The sequence below is a fragment of the Brevundimonas diminuta genome (assembly GCF_039673845.1).
GTDB classification, from domain to species: domain Bacteria; phylum Pseudomonadota; class Alphaproteobacteria; order Caulobacterales; family Caulobacteraceae; genus Brevundimonas; species Brevundimonas diminuta_E.
On sequence record NZ_JBDJMK010000002.1, the window covers coordinates 107,439 to 126,527 of the forward strand.

Annotated in this window: 19 protein-coding genes; 9 read left to right on the plus strand and 10 right to left on the minus strand. The window is 66.5% G+C overall.

Annotated elements, in window-relative coordinates; genetic code table 11:
* The first annotated feature begins 3 nt into the window (after window positions 1–3).
* Complete coding sequence (gene gloB / locus ABE454_RS02520) at window positions 4–729, plus strand: hydroxyacylglutathione hydrolase (RefSeq protein ID WP_346528712.1); 726 nt, start codon at window positions 4–6, stop codon at window positions 727–729.
* 16 nt (window positions 730–745) lie between these two features.
* On the opposite strand, the gene ABE454_RS02525 is transcribed toward gloB, so the two are convergent.
* From ABE454_RS02525 to lspA, 5 genes are all read right to left on the minus strand, one after another.
* Window positions 746–3,049 carry an ABC transporter permease gene (locus ABE454_RS02525; RefSeq protein ID WP_346528714.1) on the minus strand — a complete coding sequence of 768 codons (2,304 nt, stop codon included), beginning with the start codon at window positions 3,047–3,049 and terminating at the stop codon, window positions 746–748.
* The gene (locus ABE454_RS02530) at window positions 3,046–4,101 is read right to left on the minus strand and encodes an HlyD family secretion protein (RefSeq protein WP_346528716.1); all 1,056 of its coding nucleotides are present in this window, start codon (window positions 4,099–4,101) and stop codon (window positions 3,046–3,048) included. The genes ABE454_RS02525 and ABE454_RS02530 overlap by 4 nt, the downstream gene beginning before the upstream one ends.
* Window positions 4,098–5,600 carry a TolC family protein gene (locus ABE454_RS02535; RefSeq protein WP_346528719.1) on the minus strand — a complete coding sequence of 501 codons (1,503 nt, stop codon included), beginning with the start codon at window positions 5,598–5,600 and terminating at the stop codon, window positions 4,098–4,100. Before ABE454_RS02535 ends, ABE454_RS02530 begins: the two co-directional genes overlap by 4 nt.
* A gap of 158 nt (window positions 5,601–5,758) precedes the next feature.
* Window positions 5,759–6,325, minus strand: a complete 567-nt coding sequence (locus ABE454_RS02540) for a DUF3035 domain-containing protein (protein ID WP_346528721.1) — start codon at window positions 6,323–6,325, stop codon at window positions 5,759–5,761.
* Between the two features lie 70 nt (window positions 6,326–6,395).
* Window positions 6,396–6,923: a signal peptidase II gene (lspA, locus tag ABE454_RS02545; protein WP_346528724.1), complete on the minus strand. Its 528-nt coding sequence runs from the start codon at window positions 6,921–6,923 to the stop codon at window positions 6,396–6,398.
* A gap of 107 nt (window positions 6,924–7,030) precedes the next feature.
* Here lspA and ABE454_RS02550 point away from each other — a divergent pair, with 107 nt between their 5' ends.
* The 3 genes from ABE454_RS02550 to ABE454_RS02560 are packed head-to-tail and all read left to right on the plus strand — an operon-like array spanning window position 7,031 to window position 9,344.
* Window positions 7,031–7,900 carry a TIGR01459 family HAD-type hydrolase gene (locus ABE454_RS02550; protein WP_346528726.1) on the plus strand — a complete coding sequence of 290 codons (870 nt, stop codon included), beginning with the start codon at window positions 7,031–7,033 and terminating at the stop codon, window positions 7,898–7,900.
* 38 nt (window positions 7,901–7,938) lie between these two features.
* Window positions 7,939–8,400 (plus strand): MaoC family dehydratase, encoded by a 462-nt coding sequence (locus ABE454_RS02555; RefSeq protein WP_087141755.1) that lies wholly within the window; start codon window positions 7,939–7,941, stop codon window positions 8,398–8,400.
* A gap of 14 nt (window positions 8,401–8,414) precedes the next feature.
* On the plus strand, window positions 8,415–9,344 hold the full coding sequence (locus tag ABE454_RS02560; RefSeq protein WP_346528729.1) for a bifunctional riboflavin kinase/FAD synthetase: 930 nt from the start codon (window positions 8,415–8,417) through the stop codon (window positions 9,342–9,344).
* Between the two features lie 211 nt (window positions 9,345–9,555).
* On the opposite strand, the gene ABE454_RS02565 is transcribed toward ABE454_RS02560, so the two are convergent.
* Window positions 9,556–10,131 (minus strand): DUF3828 domain-containing protein, encoded by a 576-nt coding sequence (locus tag ABE454_RS02565; RefSeq protein WP_346528731.1) that lies wholly within the window; start codon window positions 10,129–10,131, stop codon window positions 9,556–9,558.
* 276 nt (window positions 10,132–10,407) lie between these two features.
* On the opposite strand from ABE454_RS02565, the gene ileS reads away from it, so the two are divergent.
* Entirely contained in the window at window positions 10,408–13,329 is a 2,922-nt protein-coding gene (gene ileS / locus ABE454_RS02570) for an isoleucine--tRNA ligase (protein WP_346528733.1), read from the plus strand.
* 56 nt (window positions 13,330–13,385) lie between these two features.
* Here the strand turns inward: ileS and ABE454_RS02575 are convergent, their stop codons facing one another.
* On the minus strand, window positions 13,386–13,637 hold the full coding sequence (locus ABE454_RS02575; RefSeq protein WP_346528736.1) for a helix-turn-helix domain-containing protein: 252 nt from the start codon (window positions 13,635–13,637) through the stop codon (window positions 13,386–13,388).
* Window positions 13,638–13,730: 93 nt separating this feature from the next.
* Between ABE454_RS02575 and ABE454_RS02580 the strand changes: the two genes are divergently transcribed.
* Window positions 13,731–14,105, plus strand: coding sequence for a hypothetical protein (locus ABE454_RS02580; protein ID WP_346528739.1), 375 nt, complete (start codon window positions 13,731–13,733; stop codon window positions 14,103–14,105).
* Window positions 14,102–14,518, plus strand: coding sequence for a hypothetical protein (locus tag ABE454_RS02585; protein ID WP_346528740.1), 417 nt, complete (start codon window positions 14,102–14,104; stop codon window positions 14,516–14,518). The genes ABE454_RS02580 and ABE454_RS02585 overlap by 4 nt, the downstream gene beginning before the upstream one ends.
* Before the next feature lie 330 nt (window positions 14,519–14,848).
* Here the strand turns inward: ABE454_RS02585 and ABE454_RS02590 are convergent, their stop codons facing one another.
* The gene (locus tag ABE454_RS02590; protein ID WP_346528743.1) at window positions 14,849–15,799 is read right to left on the minus strand and encodes an IS1595 family transposase; all 951 of its coding nucleotides are present in this window, start codon (window positions 15,797–15,799) and stop codon (window positions 14,849–14,851) included.
* Window positions 15,800–15,865: 66 nt separating this feature from the next.
* Here ABE454_RS02590 and ABE454_RS02595 point away from each other — a divergent pair, with 66 nt between their 5' ends.
* Window positions 15,866–16,033, plus strand: coding sequence for a hypothetical protein (locus ABE454_RS02595; RefSeq protein WP_346528746.1), 168 nt, complete (start codon window positions 15,866–15,868; stop codon window positions 16,031–16,033).
* 493 nt (window positions 16,034–16,526) lie between these two features.
* Complete coding sequence (locus ABE454_RS02600) at window positions 16,527–17,312, plus strand: RNA methyltransferase (RefSeq protein WP_346528748.1); 786 nt, start codon at window positions 16,527–16,529, stop codon at window positions 17,310–17,312.
* Window positions 17,313–17,465: 153 nt separating this feature from the next.
* On the opposite strand, the gene ABE454_RS02605 is transcribed toward ABE454_RS02600, so the two are convergent.
* A complete protein-coding gene (locus ABE454_RS02605) occupies window positions 17,466–18,167 on the minus strand; it encodes an NAD-dependent deacylase (protein WP_346528749.1) in 702 nt (233 codons plus the stop codon).
* Window positions 18,164–19,051, minus strand: coding sequence for a LysR family transcriptional regulator (locus tag ABE454_RS02610; protein WP_346528751.1), 888 nt, complete (start codon window positions 19,049–19,051; stop codon window positions 18,164–18,166). The genes ABE454_RS02605 and ABE454_RS02610 overlap by 4 nt, the downstream gene beginning before the upstream one ends.
* Window positions 19,052–19,089 lie beyond the last annotated feature (38 nt).

The following is a 19,089-nucleotide window of genomic DNA, read 5'->3' on the forward strand; positions in this document are numbered from 1 at the left end:
CTCATGACCCTGACCGTTCGCCAGTTCCCCTGCCTGTCCGACAACTACGGCTTTCTGATCCGCGACGAGGCGACCGGGCTGGTCGCCGCCGTGGACACGCCAGATGCGGAGGCGATCCTTGATGATCTGGAGGCGTCGGGCTGGGGGCGGCTGGATCTGATCCTGAACACCCACTGGCACCCGGACCACACCGGCGGCAACGAACGGCTGAAGGCCGAGACAGGCTGCGAGATCGCCGGGCCGGAGGAGGTGCGTCGCGCCGCGCCGCTGGATCATGTTCTGGTCGACGGCGAGGCGGTGCGGCTGGGTGAGACGGCCTTCGACGTGGTGCTGTCGCCGGGGCATACGCTGGGCCATGTGGTCTATCATGCGGCGGACGACGGGTTGGCCTTCGTCGGCGACGTCATCTTCGCCCTTGGGTGCGGGCGGTTGTTCGAGGGGACGCCGCAACAGATGTGGGACAGTCTGAACCGCATCGCCGTCTGGCCCGAGGCCACGACCCTTTACTGCGCCCACGAATACACGGCCTCGAACGCGCGTTTCGCCCTGTCGCTGCCGGACGCCGACGACGCGCTTAAAGCCCACGCCGAGGCCATCTTCGCGGCCCGTGAGCGTGGCGAGGCCACCGTCCCGACCACGGTGGGGATCGAGCGGCGTTTCAATCCCTTCCTGCGCGCGGCGGATGTCGAAGACTTCGCCCGGCGTCGCGCCCTGAAGGACGCTTTCTAGCTGGGCCAAGGGCTGGCTAGGCCTGAACGGGGCGCTGTTCGTCGCCGCGCCACAGCCACAGGGCGCCGAAGATTACGGCGAGGGCTACCAGGATCAGAGCCTTGGGCGCGACCTCGCCCAGACTGGCGCCCATGGCGTTCATCGGCACGAAGGTCTGCACGGCGGCGGTCGAGGGCGCCAGGTGCGCCAGCCAGACCAGCAGCTTCGGCATCATGAAGTGCGGCCATGCCGCGCCCGCCAGAAAGAACAGCGGCGCTGAGGTGCCGACCAGCACCTGCAGCACCCGCTCATGCCGGTCGAACAGCCCGCCCAGCAGCAGGCCCAGCGCCGAAACCCCGGCGGCGAAGACGGGCGACAGCAGGACGATCCCCGCCATGTCGCCCGCGCGCGGATAGTCCTGAAACCAGAAGACGAAACCGAACCAGAACAGGCAGGACGCCGTGCCGATGGTTGTCAGGGCCAGCCACAGGCCCAGACGGGCGCTGCGGCGCATGGGGCGCGCGCCCGTCTCGCGACGCAGGGCGGCGATGACGCCCGCGCCCAGCAGCAGGGTCTGTTGCAGGATGACCAGACTGACCGCCGGCACGGCGTAGTCGCCATAACCCTCGGTCGGATTGAACAGGGAATCCTGCTTCAGCGTCGGCGACAGCTTGGCCGCGCGGGCGGCGTGGGGCAGGCCGTCCAACCGGTTCGAGGCCACATGGACGGCGGCGGAGGCGACCGCCTTGCCGACCGAGGTGACGCGGACCAGATAGCCGCCGTTCAGCCAGACCGCGATGCCGTCCGACGCTCCGCGCAATATGTCGGACTGGAAATGGTCGGGCAGGATGATGACCCCGTCCACGACCCCGCGCCGCATCAGTTCGTCCGCCTCGGCGGTGGAGGGCAGAACGGCGGCGACCTCGACCGTATGAGAGGCGTTCAGGTCTTCGATCAGGGCGCGGGTCAGGGCGCTCTGCGTCGGCGTGACCACGGCGACCGGCAGGCCAGTGGCCGTCTGCCCTGAATAGGCGGCCGGATAGTAGAAGGCGTAGAGAACCGCCGCCAGCACCAGCAGGCTGCTGACCGGCCGGGCGCGCGGCAGGTTGCGGAAGGTGGCGATGAAGGCGGCGCCTACGCCCTGTTCGGGCAGGGGGAAGGCCAGGTCGGCGACCTTGGGCGCGCGGCGGGCGCGCAGGCGGATCAGCACGGCGGCCAGGATCAGCGCGGCCAGCGTCGCGAGACTCAGGATCGTCAGGTCGCGCCAGGCGCCGTCGGGCGCCGCGCCGGTCACCATCTGGCCGGTCTGAAGGCGCAGATAGTGGGTGTAGGGCAGGATGTCGCTCCACACGCGGGCGAAGCGCGGCCCGTGGTCCAGCGGCAGGGTGCCGTTGGAAAAGGCGATGGCGGCGCCCGAATAGATGGCGGTGGCCGAGAACGCCATGCCGACATCGCCCAGCAGCGCCACCAGCAGGGCCGAGAGGGCGACGCTGACCGCCATCAGGGCGACGACGCCCAGCATCAGCAGAGGCAGCGACCCGGCCACGCCCCAGCCCCTGATCCCGCACAGCCAGCCGATCCACGCCAGTCCCCACAGGGTGAAGATAAGGAAATGCGGGATCAGCGTCCCGATCATGGCGGCGGTGGTGCGCCCGCCGGTCGCGGTCTTGAAGGCCTGAAACGACCGGCCCTGCATCAGCCGCCCGATGGCCAGCACCGCCGAACAGGCCGCCAGCAGATGCAGAACGCCGGGCGCCAGCAGGCCGCCGAGGAACAGCTCGAAACTCAGCTGCGGATTGCCGATGATCGACACCTGGACGGCGGGCGGCTCCAGCGCCGTGGCGGGCAGGCCCATGCGGCGGGCCTTGTCCTCCAGCCGGGGCGCGGCGGCCGAGGCGATGGCCGCCGACTGGCCCAGCGCCGACAGGGCGCCGACCGACTGGAAGGCGCCGTTGAACGAGACGGTCACCTGCGCCGGGCGGCGAAAGGCGCTTTCGGTGAAGCCCGAGGGGAAGTGGGCGATGCTGTAGACCTCGCCGCGCCGCATCAGGGCCACGGCCTCGTCCATCGTGGCGGGGGCGGCGACGATGCGCACGCCGGGGCTGGCCTCCATGTTGCGGATGGCGGCGCGGCTGAAGGTCGAGTTGTCCTGATCCACCACGGCGACGGGCGCCTGGCGGATCACGCCGGGCGCCAGCATGGCCGCGATCACCGCCAGCAGGATCAGCGGCAGGCCGAAGGCGACGAAGGCGTCCCACGGCCGGGTCGCCAGCCGCCGCGCCTCGTCCTGAACGGCCGTGAGGAAGGCGGCCGCATGGGAGACGGCCGCGCCGCGCGTCATCGCGACGACCAGTCGAACAGGACGCTCATGCCAGGCCGCAGGCCCTCGATCGGCCGGGCGGGCTTGGCCTTCACCTGAAAGCTGCGCACGTCATAGCCGCTGGACTGACGGGTCGAGCGCCAGGTGGCGAACTCGCCCTGCGGGCTGATGGCGGTGACGCGGAAGGCGGCGCCCCTGACCCCCAGCGCCGGTACGTCGCCGCGCACGGTCGAGCCGATCTTCAGGTCGCGATACTGGTCCTCGCGCACGCTGAAGGCGACCCAGGGATCGGCGATGTCGACGATGGTGAAGACCGGCACCCCCGTCAGCACCAGTTCGCCGACGTTGGAGAATCGCTCGGACACCTCGCCGCCGTGGGGGGCGGTCAGGCGCGTCTCGCCCTGCAGGCTCTCGACCTCGGCGACGGCGGCGCGGGCGCCGCTGACGTTGGCGTCGGCGACGGACTTTTCCTGCGGACGGGCGCCGGCCAGCGCCTTCAGATACTGCTGGCGAGCGGCTTCGGTCTGGGAGGCGGTGGCGGCGCGGGCGGCGACGGCCTCGTCGCGGCGCTGGGCCGAGATGACGCCCTCGGCGAACAGGTTTTCGGCCCGGCGCGCGGTCTGTTCGGCCAGACGGGCCGTGGCCTGAGAGGCGCGCCAGATCGATTCGACCGACTGCACGTCCTCGGTGCGGGCGCCCTCGCGGCTCAGGGACTGGATGGCCTCCGTCGACTGCAGCAGGGCGCGGGCCTGGGCGTCCTTGGCCTCGACCTCGGGGCTGCTCATCAGGGCCAGCTCCTGACCGGCCTTCACCTGATCGCCCTCGGCGGCCAGAAAGCGTTCGACGCGGCTGGGCACCTTGGTCGTGACGGTGAAGGTCTCGGCCTCGACCATGCCTTGCACCTGATCCGGCGCCGGGCGGGCGGCCAGGAACAGGCCCACGATGATGAAGGCGATCAACAGCGCCACCACCACCGCCACGATCAGGGTCAGCGGCGAACGGCGCGCAGGCCGGGGCGGCGGCGCCACGGCGGGCTTGGGCGGCGTATAGGCCGAGGAAGGCGTCTCGCTCATGGGGCGCTGATCCGGTCTTCGCGTTGCAGATAGTCGTTCAGGGTCTGGCCGTTGCCTGACGCCGCCAAGAGGGCGGCCAGGCTCAGGTCGTATTCATAGGCGGCGGCGGCGCGTTGCAGCCGGGCGCCGCCCAGCATGTTGCGCGCGTCGATGACCGAGGCGGCGGTCGCCTCGCCCTCGCGGAAGCCGACCTCCTGCACGCGCAGGTTCTCGCGCGCGGCCTCCAGGCTGCTGTCCATGCTCAGGAACTGGCGCCGCGCCAGCTCGACCTGATTATAGGCGCGCGTGACCATCAGGCGGGCGTCGTCGCGGGCCTTGCGCTCCAGCTCCGACGCGGCCGAGGCCTGAGAGCGTGCGGCGCCCAGCAGGCGGCGCCGGTCCACCGAAGACATCAGGGTGTAGCGGGCGCCCAGACCGAAGGCCCAGTCCGGGTCCGTCGGCAGTGCATTGTCCGGGTTCAGGTTGTAGGTGCCGAAGGCGAAGACCGAGGGTTTCAGCCGCGAGGCCGCCAGATCGGCGCCCGCCTCGGCCAGATCGCGTCCGGCCTGCGCCTGAACGAGGCGGGCGTTCGACTGGCCCGCGCTGTCCAGAAACAGGTCGGCTGGTCCGACCGAGCCGCGATTGACGAAAAGGGGGGTGGTCGGCGTCACCCCGCCCTCCAGATCGGCGACGCGCGCCAGCGAGGCGATGGCGTTGTCATGCTCCAGCTCGGCGCGGTTGACCTGGCGCTGGGCGGTGTCGCGCGCCACCTCGACCTGAAGGGTCTGGGCGCGGCTGAGCATCCCTTCGGCCTCCATGCGGCGCGCATTGTTCAGGTGCAGGTCGAAGCCGTCGCGGGTCTCGGTCGCGATCTTCAGCGCCTCGGCCGCCAGCACCTGACCGAAATAGGCCTGGGCCAGGCCGACGCCTTCCATGTCTACGGCTTCCTTGCGGCGGGCCTCGGCCAGATCGAGATTGGCCGCCGCCGCCCGGCGCAGGGCCGGAATGGCGCCGCCGGTGTAGATGGGCTGAAGCGCCGTCACCGTCGGGCGGAAGGTGGTGTCGTCCACCTGCAGCCGGATGTCGTGCGGCAGGGCGGCGAAGATTTCCGGCAGGGCCGCCTGAAGTCTCTGCTCCACGGCGCCCAGCACATTGCCCGGCACGCCCGGCAGGCCGGAGATCAGGCCCGGAATGGCGGCGCTGATGTCGGATTGGGCATGGTCCAGCGTATCGCCCAGCGAGATGTCGAAGGTCTTGCGATAGCGGATCAGCTGGGCGTCCAGCGACACCGTGGGCCGGTTCAGGCCGTCGGCGGCGCGGGCCTGGGCCTCGGCCGCCTCGACGCCATGCCCCGCCGCGCGGCCGAGGCTGGAGGTCGCGCGCAGCCGCGCTTCGGCGTCGCTGAAGGACAGGGGGGTGCGGGGGGCCTCGATGGCGCGCGCGGCCTCAACCGGCGCGGGGCCTGATGCGGCCTCGGGCGAAAGGGCGCCGGAAACAAGGACGGCCGACAGTCCGATCATGCTGATTGTCATGGCTTCATCCCCGGATCACCGCTGGTGCTAACGATCCTGAAGCACGGCCGTTGCGTCAAGCAAGGGGGCCGTGGGCAGGCGCAAAAGCAAAGGGCGCGCCCGCAGCAACGGACACGCCCCTATAAAGGCCTGAGAAGGCTTAAGACTTACAGACCGGGCAGCTTGAAGCGGCCATCCTTGCGCGGGGCGATGGTGATGCCCTCGCGGCCGCCGGTCAGGGCTTCCAGACGGGCGTGCTCGCTGTTGGCGTCGATGACCTTGCCGCCTTCGGACGTCTGGCTGTTGGTCGCGGCCTGGCTGGCCGGATCGTCCTTGCGCCAGAACATGATGCGGTTGGCCCAGCTTTCTTCCTTGTGCGCCAGGCTGCCGAACTCGTCGTCGACGACATAGCGGGCCAGCGGATCGGCGCGGTCGGCGCCGGCCTCGGCGGCCAGAACCTGTTCGCCGGGGGTGCGGGTCACGGCCTGACGCTGGCCCAGCAGAATCTGGCGGGCGGCGCTTTCGGGGGCCAGTTCCTGCGGGCGCGGCGCGCCGGGGGTCGGCGGGGTCAGGCCGTATTCCGGCGGGACCACCAGCGGCGCGCTGGCCACGGTGACGAATTCATCGGGGACGACCTTGGACAGGCCGATGCTCTGCTTCATCGATCCGCAGGCGCTCAGGCTCAGAGCGGCGCCGGCGGCCAGGGTCACGGTCAGGGCGGTGCGAATACGCATGTGTCGTTCGGCTCCGGGAGGCACGCCGCGGCGCGGCGCTGGCTCGGGTCGATATGTTAAGAGGACGTGATTACGACTTTTCGTGGGCCGCGCCAACTGTCGAACGGCGCTCGGACAGGAAGCTGTCCAGTATCAACAGCACGACGCCGACAGTGATTCCGCTGTCGGCGATGTTGAATATCCACGGAAACAAGCCCGTGCCGGAAAAGTCGAGGAAGTCGACCACGCCGCCGAAACGGATGCGGTCGATGACGTTGCCGATGGCGCCGCCCATGACCAGACCGATGGCGGCCACCAGCAGGCGCCGGTTCGCCCGCGTCGCCCACCAGGCCAGCAGCCCGGCGACCAGAACGGAGAAGGCGCTCAGGATCCAGCGCCCGGCGCCGCCGCCGAACAGGCCGAAGCTGACGCCCGTGTTCAGCACATAGGTCAGGTTGAATACCGGGGGCGCGACCTCGGCGATGCGATAGCCGTCGGGGATGTTCGAGATATGGGCGGCGTCGATGGCCCCCAGCACCCAGGCCTTGGTCAGCTGGTCCAGGATGATGACGGCCAGGGCGATGCCGTAGGCGCCGAGCGCGAGACGGGAAATCTTCATGTCCAGCCGGTTAGCAGGAAGATGTTCGGCGGCGAAGAGGGAAAGCGCAGGCGCGCCGATCGCCGCACGGCCTTCCCCCGCAGTTTTCCCCCGCTATAAGCGGCGGCATGACCCTGCCTCATCCGCTGCCCCGCCTGTCTTTGGTCGCTGACGACTATGACATCCTGCTCTGCGACGTGTGGGGCGTGATCCACAACGGCCGCGAAAGCTGGCCTGCGGCCTGCGACGCCCTGACGAAGTTCAATGAGAAGGGCGGCCATGTCGTCCTGATCTCCAACTCGCCGCGCCCGTCGCCGGACGTGGTGGGACAGCTGGATTCGCTGGGCGTGCCGCGCAGCGCCTGGAAGGCCTTCGTCACTTCGGGCGACGCCACGCGCATGGAGCTGGCGCGCCGGGCGCCGGGACCGGCCTGGATCATCGGGCCGGATCGCGACTTCGTCCTCTATGAAGGTCTGGGCCTGACCAGCGCCCATAACGCCGAGAACGCCGCCTTCATCTCCGTCACCGGCCCCTATGACGATACGAACGAGACGCCCGAGGATTACCGCGAGCGCCTGACGCCCGCCGTCGAACGCGGGCTGGAGCTGATCTGCGCCAACCCCGACCGTGTGGTCCAGCGCGGCGATACGATCATCTACTGCGGCGGCGCCATCGCTGATCTGTATGAGCAGATGGGCGGCCGCGTGGTCATGGCGGGCAAGCCGTTCGCCCCCATCTACGCCCTGGCGCTGAAAGAGGCTGAGGCCCTGCTGGGCCGGCCGGTCGACCGCTCGCGCGTGCTGTGCATCGGCGACGGCGTGATCACCGATGTTCTGGGCGCCGCCGAACAGGCGCTGGACTGCCTGTTCATCGCCCAGGGCATCCACGGCGACGCCGCCAAGGCCGCCGACGGCGCGCTGGATCCGGCCCGTGCAGGCGAATTGTTGAGAACGGAAACAACCTTTGCGCGGTACGCCGCGCTGGAACTGGCGTGGTGAGGCTCGCCATTTCGTCGCACCTGCCTTAAAGGCGGCTCATGGTTGATCTGGTCCAAGCGCACCCGTCCGGCGGTTATATCCTCGACGAACTCCACGTCGGCATGGCCGCCGAGAAGACGGTTCACGTCACCGAAGAGCGGATTCGCCTGTTCGCCGAGGCGTCCGACGACTTCAATCCGGTGCATCTGGATGAAGCCTTCGCGGCCAAGACGGCCTATCGCGGCCGGATCGCCCACGGCCTGCTGTCGGCGGCCTTCGGTTCGGCGGTGGTGGGGACCATCCTGCCGGGCGCAGGATCGATCTATATTTCACAGACCCTGTCGTTCCACTTTCCCGTGCGGATCGGCGACACGGTGCGGATCGTCATCACCGTCATCGCCCTGGACCACGACAGCGCGCGCGGCGAGCTGCGCTGCGAAGGCTTTGTCGAGGACAAGCTGATCATGGACGGCGTGGCCGTGGTGCGCGTGCCGCGCCGCCGCAAGCCCTCGGCGCGCTGAGAGAGCCGCCCGAAGTGGTCGAAGTCATTCGCGACTGGCGCGGTCTGACCGACGCGCAGCAGGGGGCGGCCGTGGCCGTCGGCGCCTTCGACGGCGTGCATCGCGGCCATCAGGCGGTCATCGCCTCGGCGCGGGATGCGGCTCAGCGTCTGGGCGTGCCGCTGGGCGTCGTCAGCTTCGATCCCCATCCGCGCCGCCTGTTCCAGCCTGAGGCTGCGCCCTTCCGCCTGATGACGCCGGAGCAGATCGCCGCCGCCCTGGCGCCGCTGGGCGTGGACCGCCTGTACCTGCTGCCGTTCGATCGCGAGATGGCGGGCATGATGGACGAGGAATTCGCTCGCCGGGTCCTGTCCGAAGGTCTGGGAATCAAGCACGCTGCCGTCGGCTTCGACTTCACCTTCGGCAAGGGCCGCTCCGGCTCGCCCGCCCTGTTGCAGACCTATGGCGAGACGTTGGGCTTCACCGTCTCCGTCACCGACCGGATCGACGACGCCTCGGGGCTCAAGCTGTCCTCCAGCGCCGTGCGCGAGGCGCTGAAGGCAGGGGATATGGACCGCGCCGCCGCCATTCTGGGCCGTCCCTTCGCCATTCGCGGCGAGGTGATCCACGGCGACAAGCGCGGCCGCACCATCGGCGCCCCGACCGCCAACATCGCCATGGGCGAATATATGCGCCCGGCCTATGGGGTCTACGCCACCCGCACTCGCCTGCCGGACGGCCGGGTCATCAAGGGCGTCGCCAATCTGGGCGTGCGCCCGATGTTCGAGATCGAAAAGCCTCTGCTGGAAGTCTGGCTGCTGGACTTCGACGAGAGCCTTTACGGTCAGGTGCTGGAGACGGAACTGGTCGCCTTCCTGCGCGGCGAGATGAAGTTCGACGGCCTTGATGCGCTCAAGGTCCAGATCGAGGCGGATGCAGAGGCGGCAAGGGCGGCGCTCTCCTGACCCTCTCCCGGCGGGAGAGGGCTTGAGCCTCCAAGAGCGAAGCGATTGGAACAGGCGAAAGGGTGAGGGGCTTGTCCCATCAGTCGGCGTAAGCCGTTGCGCCACGGCCTTCCGGCCGACTTCACCCGCGAACCCTCACCCTTTCGCGCCAGGACGATCGCTGCGCTCTCGTGCGCTCAAGCCCTCTCCCATCGGGAGAGGGACTACTGACTCAGCCCGGCGCCTTTTCGGCGATGGCCATCAGGTCGTCGTGCAGCGACTTGCCCTTGTCGTCGATGATGTCGGCGATGCGCCACATCGGGCCTTCCTTCAGCAGTTTCAGCGTCCGGCGCTGATCCTCGCCGTGATTGGTGAAGACGACGTCGGCCGTGGCGGCGTGCGGACCGTCGGGCGTCATCGCCACCGTTTTCAGCGCAAAGCCGTCGATGTCCTGACAGGCGCAGATCGGGTCGTGGTCGAGGTAGGGGGCGCTGTTGGTGCGTTCGGCCTCGCGGTCGTCGACGCCGATCAGGGCGTTCATTGTGCGGGAATACAGCGGATCGCGCCCGGGGGTGATGGTCGCCTCGGCCGGGTCGGGCGTATCGCGCGGCTCGCTGACACGGGCGTAGAGGGCGCGCACGAAGGCCTCGGCGTCCTTTTCGCCCGCTGCATAGACGGCGGCGCGGCCGGTCAGGGCGGGAGCGGCCGTCTCGGCCGTCGCGGGGGCGCTGTTCTGTTCAGAGCAGGCGGCCGCCGTCAGGGCCAGCACCGCCGCCGTCGCCAAGGCCTGAAGTCGCATCTGGTTCATCTCCCCCGTCTGTTCATCTGGACTATGGCGTATAGGGCGCCGGGTCTGCTAGGGATTTCCCATCATGACCGTTCGCGTGATCCGCCCGATTTCGATTAGCCGCCCGGCGTAGCGCTGCAGGGCTTGCCCCGCGCACGTCGGGATTTCTCGAAACATTCCGCCGGGAAGACGCCGCCTTGAGCCATCAAGGCATGGGCCGTCCGGCGCCTTCACGCTAGACTGACGCCCGACGCCGTTTTCATGACGGCCGTGCGCGCAAAGACGAAAAGACATTTCATGGCCGACGCCGACACCCAGACCCCTTCCGGCCGCGACTATCGCGACACCGTCTTCCTGCCCGAGACGTCGTTCCCGATGCGCGGCGGCCTGCCCAAGAAGGAGCCGGAAATCCTGGAGCAGTGGGGCGACCTCTATGGCCGCCTGCGCGCTGTCCGTCAGGAGCAGAAGGCGCCGCTGTATGTGCTGCATGACGGCCCGCCCTACGCCAACGGCGACATCCACATCGGCCACGCCCTGAACAAGACGCTGAAGGACTTCGTGGTCCGCTCGCGCTTCCTGCTGGGCTATGACGTCGACTACGTCCCCGGCTGGGACTGCCACGGCCTGCCGATCGAATGGAAGATCGAGGAGCAGTTCCGCGCCAAGGGCCGCCGCAAGGACGAGGTGTCAAAGGAAGAGTTCCGCACCGCCTGCCGCGAATACGCCGGCAAATACATCGAGACGCAGCGCGACCAGTTCCTGCGTCTGGGCATCACGGGCGACTTCGCCAACCGCTACGCCACCATGGACTTCACGTCTGAGGCGACCATTGTGGCGGAGTTCCACAAGTTCAAGAACTCGGGCCAGCTGTATCGCGGCTCCAAGCCGGTGATGTGGTCGCCGGTCGAGCGCACGGCGCTGGCCGACGCCGAGGTCGAGTATCACGACCACGTCTCGCCGACGATCTGGGTCAAGTTCCCGGTGGTCGGCGCGACCGACAGCCACCCGGACGACCTGCTGGCCTTCCGCACGGCGACGCCCTCGATCGTGATCTGGACCACGACGCCGTGGACCATCCCGGCCAACCGGGCGATCAGCTACGGCCCCGAAATCAACTACGGCCTGTATGAGGTCACGGCCCTTGAGGAAGGGCTGGACTATGAGCCCTGGGCCAAGCCGGGCGACCGCTTCATCCTCGCCGACAAACTGGCCGAAGAGGTGTTCAAGGCCGCCAAGATCGCCGCCTGGACGCGCGTCTATGACATCGACCCGTCGGGGCTGGAATGCGCCCACCCGCTGGCGGCGCTGGACAGCGGTTACGGCTTCTCGGTGCCGCTGCTGGCGGGGGATCACGTCACCGACGACGCCGGGACCGGCTTCGTCCACACGGCGCCGGGCCACGGCGCGGACGACTTTGCGGTCTGGCTGGCCCACGGTCATCGCGAGGTGCCGGACACGGTCGATCCCGACGGCGCCTATTATGAGCACGTCCCCCTGTTCGCGGGCCTGAAGGTGCTGGAGACCGAGGGCAAGAAGACCGGCAAGTTCGGTCCCGCCAACGGCGCTGTGATGGAAAAGCTGATCGAGGCGGGCAACCTGCTGGCGCGCGGCCGGCTGGAGCACTCCTATCCGCACAGCTGGCGCTCCAAGGCGCCGATCATCTTCCGCAACACGCCCCAGTGGTTCATCCGTATGGACGAAGAACTGGAAGACGGCGCGACCCTGCGCGATCGCGCGCTGAACGCCATCGACGCCACCGCCTTCCACCCGGCGGCGGGCAAGAACCGCATCCGCTCGATGGTCGAGGGCCGCCCCGACTGGCTGATCAGCCGTCAGCGCGCCTGGGGCACGCCGCTGGCCATGTTCGTCGACAAACAGACCGGCCAGCCCTTGCACGACCCCGAGGTCGACGCCCGCATCGTCAAGGCCGTGGCCGAGGGCGGCGCCGATGTCTGGTTCTCGGCGCCCGACGCAGACTTCCTGGGCGCGCATGACCCCGAGCGGTTCGAGAAGGTCACCGACATCCTCGACGTCTGGTTCGACTCAGGCTCGACGCACGCCTTCACCATCGACCCGCGCACGGCGGCGAGCGGCTATACGGGCGACCGCCCGTCGCACTGGCCCGCCGACCTCTATCTGGAAGGCTCGGACCAGCATCGCGGCTGGTTCCAGTCATCGCTGCTGGAAGGTTGCGGCACGCGCGGCCGGGCGCCGTTCAAGGCCGTCCTGACCCACGGCTTCACCCTCGACGAGAAGGGGGAGAAGCAGTCCAAGTCGCGCGGCAATACGGTCGATCCGCTGACCGTCATCAAGGAGTCGGGCGCCGACATCCTGCGTCTGTGGGTGGCTCTGGTCGACTATTCGGACGACCAGCGCATCGGCAAGCAGATCCTGCAGACCACGGTCGACGCCTATCGCAAGCTGAGGAACACCGTCCGTTATCTGCTGGGCGCGCTGAACGGCTTCGACGAGGCCGAGCGCCTGACGGACTATGACCAGTTCCCGCCGCTGGAGAAGTTCATCCTGCACCGCCTGTGGGAGCTGGATGCTCAGGTGCGTCAGGCCTACGCCGAATACCGCTTCCAGGACGTGGTGCGGCCGGTGCTGGAGTTCTGCTCGGGCGATCTGTCGGCCCTGTATTTCGACGTGCGCAAGGACAGCCTCTATTGCGACCGTCCCGACAGCATCAAGCGCCGCGCCGTCCGCACGGTGATGGATGAGGTCTTCAGCCGCCTGACCGCCTGGCTGGCCCCGCTGACGCCCTTCACCATGGACGAGGCCTGGACCACGCGCTTCCCCGAAGCCGGCACCAACTGCGCGCGGGTGATCCCGGACACGCCCGCCCAGTGGGAAAACGCGGCCGAAGCTGCGCGCTGGGCCAAGGTCGAGACGGTGCTGGAAGAGGTCAATGAAGCGCTGGAAGCCGCGCGCCGCGACAAGGTCATCGGCGGGGCGCTGGACGCCTGGCCGGTGGTGACGGCCCCGGCTGAACTGCTGGCCCCGTTCGAGGGGCTGGACGCCGCCGAGGTATTCCGCACCTCGGGCGCCGAACTGGTCGCGGGCGGCGAGGCGGTGACGGTCGAGGTGAAGACGGCCGACTATCCCAAGTGCGCTCGCTCCTGGCGCCGGGTGCCGGATGTGGGCTCTGACGCCGACTACCCCGATCTGTCAGCCCGCGACGCCGATGCCGTGCGCTGGCTGGACGCGCAGAAGGCTTAGACGGGATAGGCCCCTCAGCTGCTGCAGAGGGGCCTTTTATCTTGGCTGAATTCACATTAAGTGTTGGTGTCCCCGTTCTGCCCAAGCAGTTCGGGGATTTTTTCGGGCTCAAGCCCCACGGCCTCGATCCATTGGACCAGTTCCAGCACGGATAGATTGCGTTCGATGGATTCGATTTTTCCGACGAACGAGCGCGGTCGATTTAGTTTTTCGGCCAAATCTCGCTGAGACATCCCGGCATCATGTCGCGCCGCAATCAGGGCGTTGATGATTGCTCGATGGACAGGCGATGACACCCATTCGGGCATGAAAATGGGAGCTTCCAGCTAGAGGAAGCGCATCTATGCCTTGAATCTGTTTTGCTCCCACGATAGGAGCAAAACAGGATTTAGGGGACTATCATGCACGTCAGTTTTAAGAACAAACACACTGGAGAGATCAAACAGGTCAAAGTGGGGTGGAGTTGGACGCTCTTCCTGTTTGGTCAATTGCTCGGCATTCCGTTTTTCATGCGGAAATATTCCACCATGGGCTTCGTGATGCTGGGGGTATTCGCGCTGAACTTCGCGATCAGCTATCTCGCGATGAATTATGATGGCGAAGGCATTCTCCTTCTGAGCAAAGCGTTCAATTTTGTCATTCTGGCGATTGCAATTTGGCTCGGCGTTGCGGGCAACAAAATGACTGCCCGGTATTATCGCGCCAATGGATGGGAGATTCAGAATCCCGAGACTGCTGCTGTTGAACACGCGAAGCAAAAGTGGGGGATGCGTTGAAACGCCTGATATTGCTATCGTTGGCTGCACTGCTCGTGGGGTGCGCAGACCTCTATCCGACGAATGTTTCTGGGTTCTCATGCGCGGATGTGGAGAAAGAGGTCATCCGTATATCCGAAGGTGAAATCATCAAGATCATGGGCGGAAAGGAAACCCGCCGATCTGAACGTGAACTCGTCTGTCACGGAACCGGAATCTATAGCAGCAATGATGACGTTCGCACCCGATACAAGGTCTATCTGGATGCGGATAACGACCTCATGTTCTCATATGATGTAGATGAAGAGATTGAGCGTCGAACCAAAGCGGCGGAAGCTGAATGGGACCGCGAGATGGAGGCTGCGCAACGTGAAATCGATAGAGAGGCGGCGCAGGCTGAACGCGAACTTAGAGCCATGCTACAAGGGTACTAAGCATGATGCTCGCAATGGCGTTGAGCCTATTCACTCAACATATCGCGGTTCATCCGGTCTCTTGCTCGTCACCCTCGTATATTTCGTGCCGAGTGCAATCGACATACGTCCCTGAAATCAGACGTACCCACGTTGTGATTTATCAGATGACGCCCGATGGCCGGGAAACCCAAACGGCCTTCTCGGGAACCCCTCGGGGAAATATAGTCACGGTGGATCGTGTTGGATCACCCGGCCATCAATACGATACCCAAGGGACATGTACCCTTTCGGGGCGTGAACTATCCTGTCAGACTCCTCAACGGTCTTTCCGAGGGACAATCCGATAGATCAGGCGAGCATCTCACCCAGCCAGTCATTACCGAACGGCTTGTGCTGGGTGATCCGTCTGGCCCATCCGAAATAGTTCATCAGATACCGGGTCGAAACGCCCATGCAGCGACGATTCACGAGGTTCTCAACGTCCCGGTGATAGGCGTCGATACGACCGATGCTCAGATGGGTCTGAGTGCGGTTCTTCGTCTTAGCAATGACGTGATCGCACTGAGCGAGCTTCGCCGCTTCCCGATAGGCGAAGTTGCCATCCGTGCAGAGAACGGAGGCCCGTTCAACCCATTGGGCGATCCGACCAGCGATATTCTTATGCTTGAGGTCAGGGATACCCGCCTGATAGATCGCCCCTGAGCGGTCCATAGCGGTCAACGTAGGGACTTGCTCCGCGCCCAAGCCCTGACGCTGCGCAACGCCCCCACGGCGAGCCCGACGCAGTTGCGGGGCGTTCCCACGTTTGAACCCACGGGAGCCTTCGTAGGCCGTGCGGAAGAACTTCTCGTCCGCCTCTACCACACCCGCCAGCGGCACGGTTGGATTCGCCACGAGACTGGCGAGGAAGCGGTGACGCCAGCGGTGCAGCGTCGGAATGCTTAGAGGGATTTTATGATCCTGACGGAGCCGCTTGAGCGAGACATGCTGCGTCATCAGTCCGAGATACCGCGACCACAGGTGACGGTTGCGAAGCCGGAAGAAGGGCGTGGTGCGCGTCACAGTGAACGTCATGCGGCAATCGCGACAACGGAACCGTTGAGAGCCAGAACTGGCCTTCCCCCAACGGCAAATCTGATCGCTATGGCAGTGAACGCATTGCGCGGTAGCGCCGGAACGCCTCTCTAGAGCAATGCTCACGGCCTGCTGTTGAACAAGCCGTGAGACAAACGCCTCCAAATCGATGACTTCTTTCGCATTCAGCTTCTGAAGACGCGATTTAATCCGTTCGACTGACATATCTTTCCCTTTCGGAAAGATAAATACATCGACACTACGTCAGAAACGGACAGAAAGAATTAAGGCATGAAAAATTTAGATAATGGAATGATCACCTTCATTAGAATTGATGAAAATGGAGACGCTGTTGACGCTAATGGATGGGGCGTTTCCTTCTCTATAAACGAAGAAGGAAATACCGTAGAAAGTAGGTGGGTCAAACTTACGGATATGAATCAATCTGATCAGCAATAACATTGCAATCCCAATGACTTGCTTGTCCAGATTGCTCGCCTCTTGCTATGACAGCTGGACATTTTTTTTGCCATTTCATCAGCAAAGTCTTTATAGACTATACGAGTTCCAATTTTATCGTATTCGATCTTTGCGCTACATTTCGCACACACGATCTTCATACCGTTCTCCTCCCTGAGTGAAGCTTTACCATAGGAGGGGCGGCAGGAAATCCAAGCCCTCCCCGGCCATCTCACTTTGAGGACTGAACCCGAGCGTGCCATGACCAGACTGGCGTTCGATCAGAAGGTGAAAGCCCCCAATGGCGGGATGGAATCAAGTTATTGTATTTAATAAACTATTTCACGACCGCCGATCATCGTATTTCTACCGACCAACACTTAATGTGAATTCAGCCTTTATCTTTGCTGCCCAGGCAGTGAAGGGGGAGAGAGTCTGTTTTCGGCTGCCTGAGCGCCTTCTCGCGGAAGGAGGGAGGGATTAAAGACCGCCCATGATTGAACTCACCCCTCCCGTCGTCGTCCTCGACAAGTCGCAGATGGCCGACAACATCGGCGCGGTCGCCCGCGTCATGGCCAATTTCGGCCTGTCCGAGCTGCGGCTGGTCAGCCCGCGCGACGGCTGGCCGCAGGAGCGCGCCTGGGCCACGGCGTCCGGCGCCGACTGGGTGCTGGACGGGGTCAAGGTGTTCGACAGCGTGGCCGAGGCCATCGCCGACCTGCATACCGTCTTCGCCACCACGGCTCGCCCGCGCGAGACGCGCCAGCCGGTCCGCACGCCGCGTGAGAGCGCGCGCATCCTGTATGACGACACGGCCTCGGGGCTGAAGACCGGCCTGCTGTTCGGCGGCGAGCGGGCGGGGCTGGAGACCGGCGACATCGCCCTGTGCGCCGGGATCACCACCATTCCGATCGACCCCAGGCACCACTCGCTGAACCTGGCGCAGGCGGTGGCGATCAACGCCTATGAGTGGCGCACCCTGATCCTGGACGCCCCGCCGCCGCGCTTCCGTGAAGGTGAGCCGCCTGCGTCGAACGAGCTGCTGCTGGGCATGTACGAGCATCTGGAGGCGGAGCTGGACAACGGCGGCTTCTTCTATCCGCCCGAGAAGAAGCGTTCGATGAGCCAGAACCTGCGCGTCATGCTGGGCCGCGCTGGCTTCACCGAACAGGAGGTCGCCACCATGCGCGGCGCCATTCACGCCCTGGCCAAGGGCCGCGGCCGGGTGCTGGCCAAGCTGGCGGCGGAACGGGCCGAGGCGGCGAAGAAGGGGGAGTAGGGGGCGATCCTGTGCTCGTTTGCGCCGCCGTTTGCCGTCATCCTCGGGCTTGACCCGAGGATCGGGTCGTCCGTTTGTGTGAGGTCGGCGAGGATGAGCGCGCCGTGCGCTCGATCCTCGGGTCAAGCCCGAGGATGACGGCGAGTGAGAGGCTTACAACGTCCCGAAAAACCCCGGCACCGCCTCCGTCGCCGGGCCATAGACCGCTTCGTCGAACAGGCCTGCGCCCTGCGTCGGTTCCAGATTGATCTCGACCGTCCGCGCGCCGGCCATGCGCGCCAGTTGGACGAAGCCCGCCGCCGGATAGACCGCGCCCGAGGTGCCGATGGAGACGAACAGGTCGCAGCGCGCCAGCGCCCGCTCGATCCGCTCCATCTCCAGCGGGATTTCGCCGAACCAGACGATGTGCGGGCGCAGATGTCCGCGCGGGTGGTGGGGCGAGGCGTGGCTCGCCTCCAGATCATCATGCCAGTCGCAGACGGCGCCCGAGGCGGTGCAGCGCGCCTTCTTCAGTTCGCCGTGCATGTGGATCAGTTCGAAGCCTGCGGCGGGTGGCGTCTCCGCATGGGCCCGGTCGTGCAGGTCGTCGACGTTCTGGGTCACCAGCAGGAAGTCGCCCGCCCACCGCGCCGCCAGATCGGCCAGCGCCCGGTGCGCGGCGTTGGGGTGGACGGCGGCCAGCTGGCGCCGTCGCTGGTTGTAGAAGTCCTGCACCAGAGCCGGGTCGGCGGCGAAGCCTTCGGGCGTGGCGACGGCCTCGACGCGATGCCCCTCCCACAGGCCGTCCGAGGCGCGGAAGGTGGGCACGCCGCTCTCGGCCGAGACGCCGGCGCCGGTCAGAATGACGAGGTTCATGCGGGGCTCCTTGGTGCGGACAGGCGGTCGTGCAGCCAGTCGATCATGGCGCGGACCTTGGGCGGGACGTGGCGGGGGTGGGGGTGGACGGCCCAGACGCCTTCGTCGGGCGGGCGGGCTTCGTCCAGCAGGGAGACGAGGGCGCCCGCTGACAGGGCCTCGGCGACGTAGAAGTCGGGCAGTTGGCACAGGCCCAGCCCCTGCAGCGCCGCATCCAGCACCGCCGCGCCGGAGTTGCAGCGCCAGCGGCCGGAGGGGCGAAGCGTCACTTCGCGCCCCGCCTCGGTGAAACGCCAGTGCTCGGCCGAGCCGATCAGGCCGTTGTGGCTGGCGATCTCGGACAGGTCGCGCGGGGCGCCGCGGCGGGCCAGATAGTCGGGGCTGGCGCACAGGATCAGTCGCCGCGAGGCCAGGCGCCGCGCCATCAGCCGGGAGTCGGTCAGATGGCCGAACCGCACTGCCAGATCATAGCCGTCGCCGACCAGATCGCGCAGGCGGTTGTCGAGGTCCAGTTCGATCTGCAGCTCGGGATTCTGGCGCGCGAAGGCGTTGACGGCGGGGGCGATGAACCGCTCGCCATAGGAGACGGAACAGGTCATGCGCAGCAGACCGCGCGGGGCCTGGTCGTCTGGCTGGACGGCGGCCAGGGCCTCGTCGCGCTCGTCGATCAGGCGGCGGCAGCGGGCGAGGAAGTCGCGGCCCGCATCGGTCAGCTCGACCCGGCGGGTGGTGCGGTGGAGCAGGCGCGTTTGAAGGCGGTCCTCCAGCCGGGCGATCTCGCGGCTGACGGCAGAGGTCGACAGGCCGAGACGTCGGGCGGCGGCAGAGAAGCTGGCCTGTTCGGCGACAGCGGTGAATTCGTCGATCCCGTCCCAGCGGCTCATGGGGACGTTGGATCAGGATTGTTGCTCAACAGCAATAA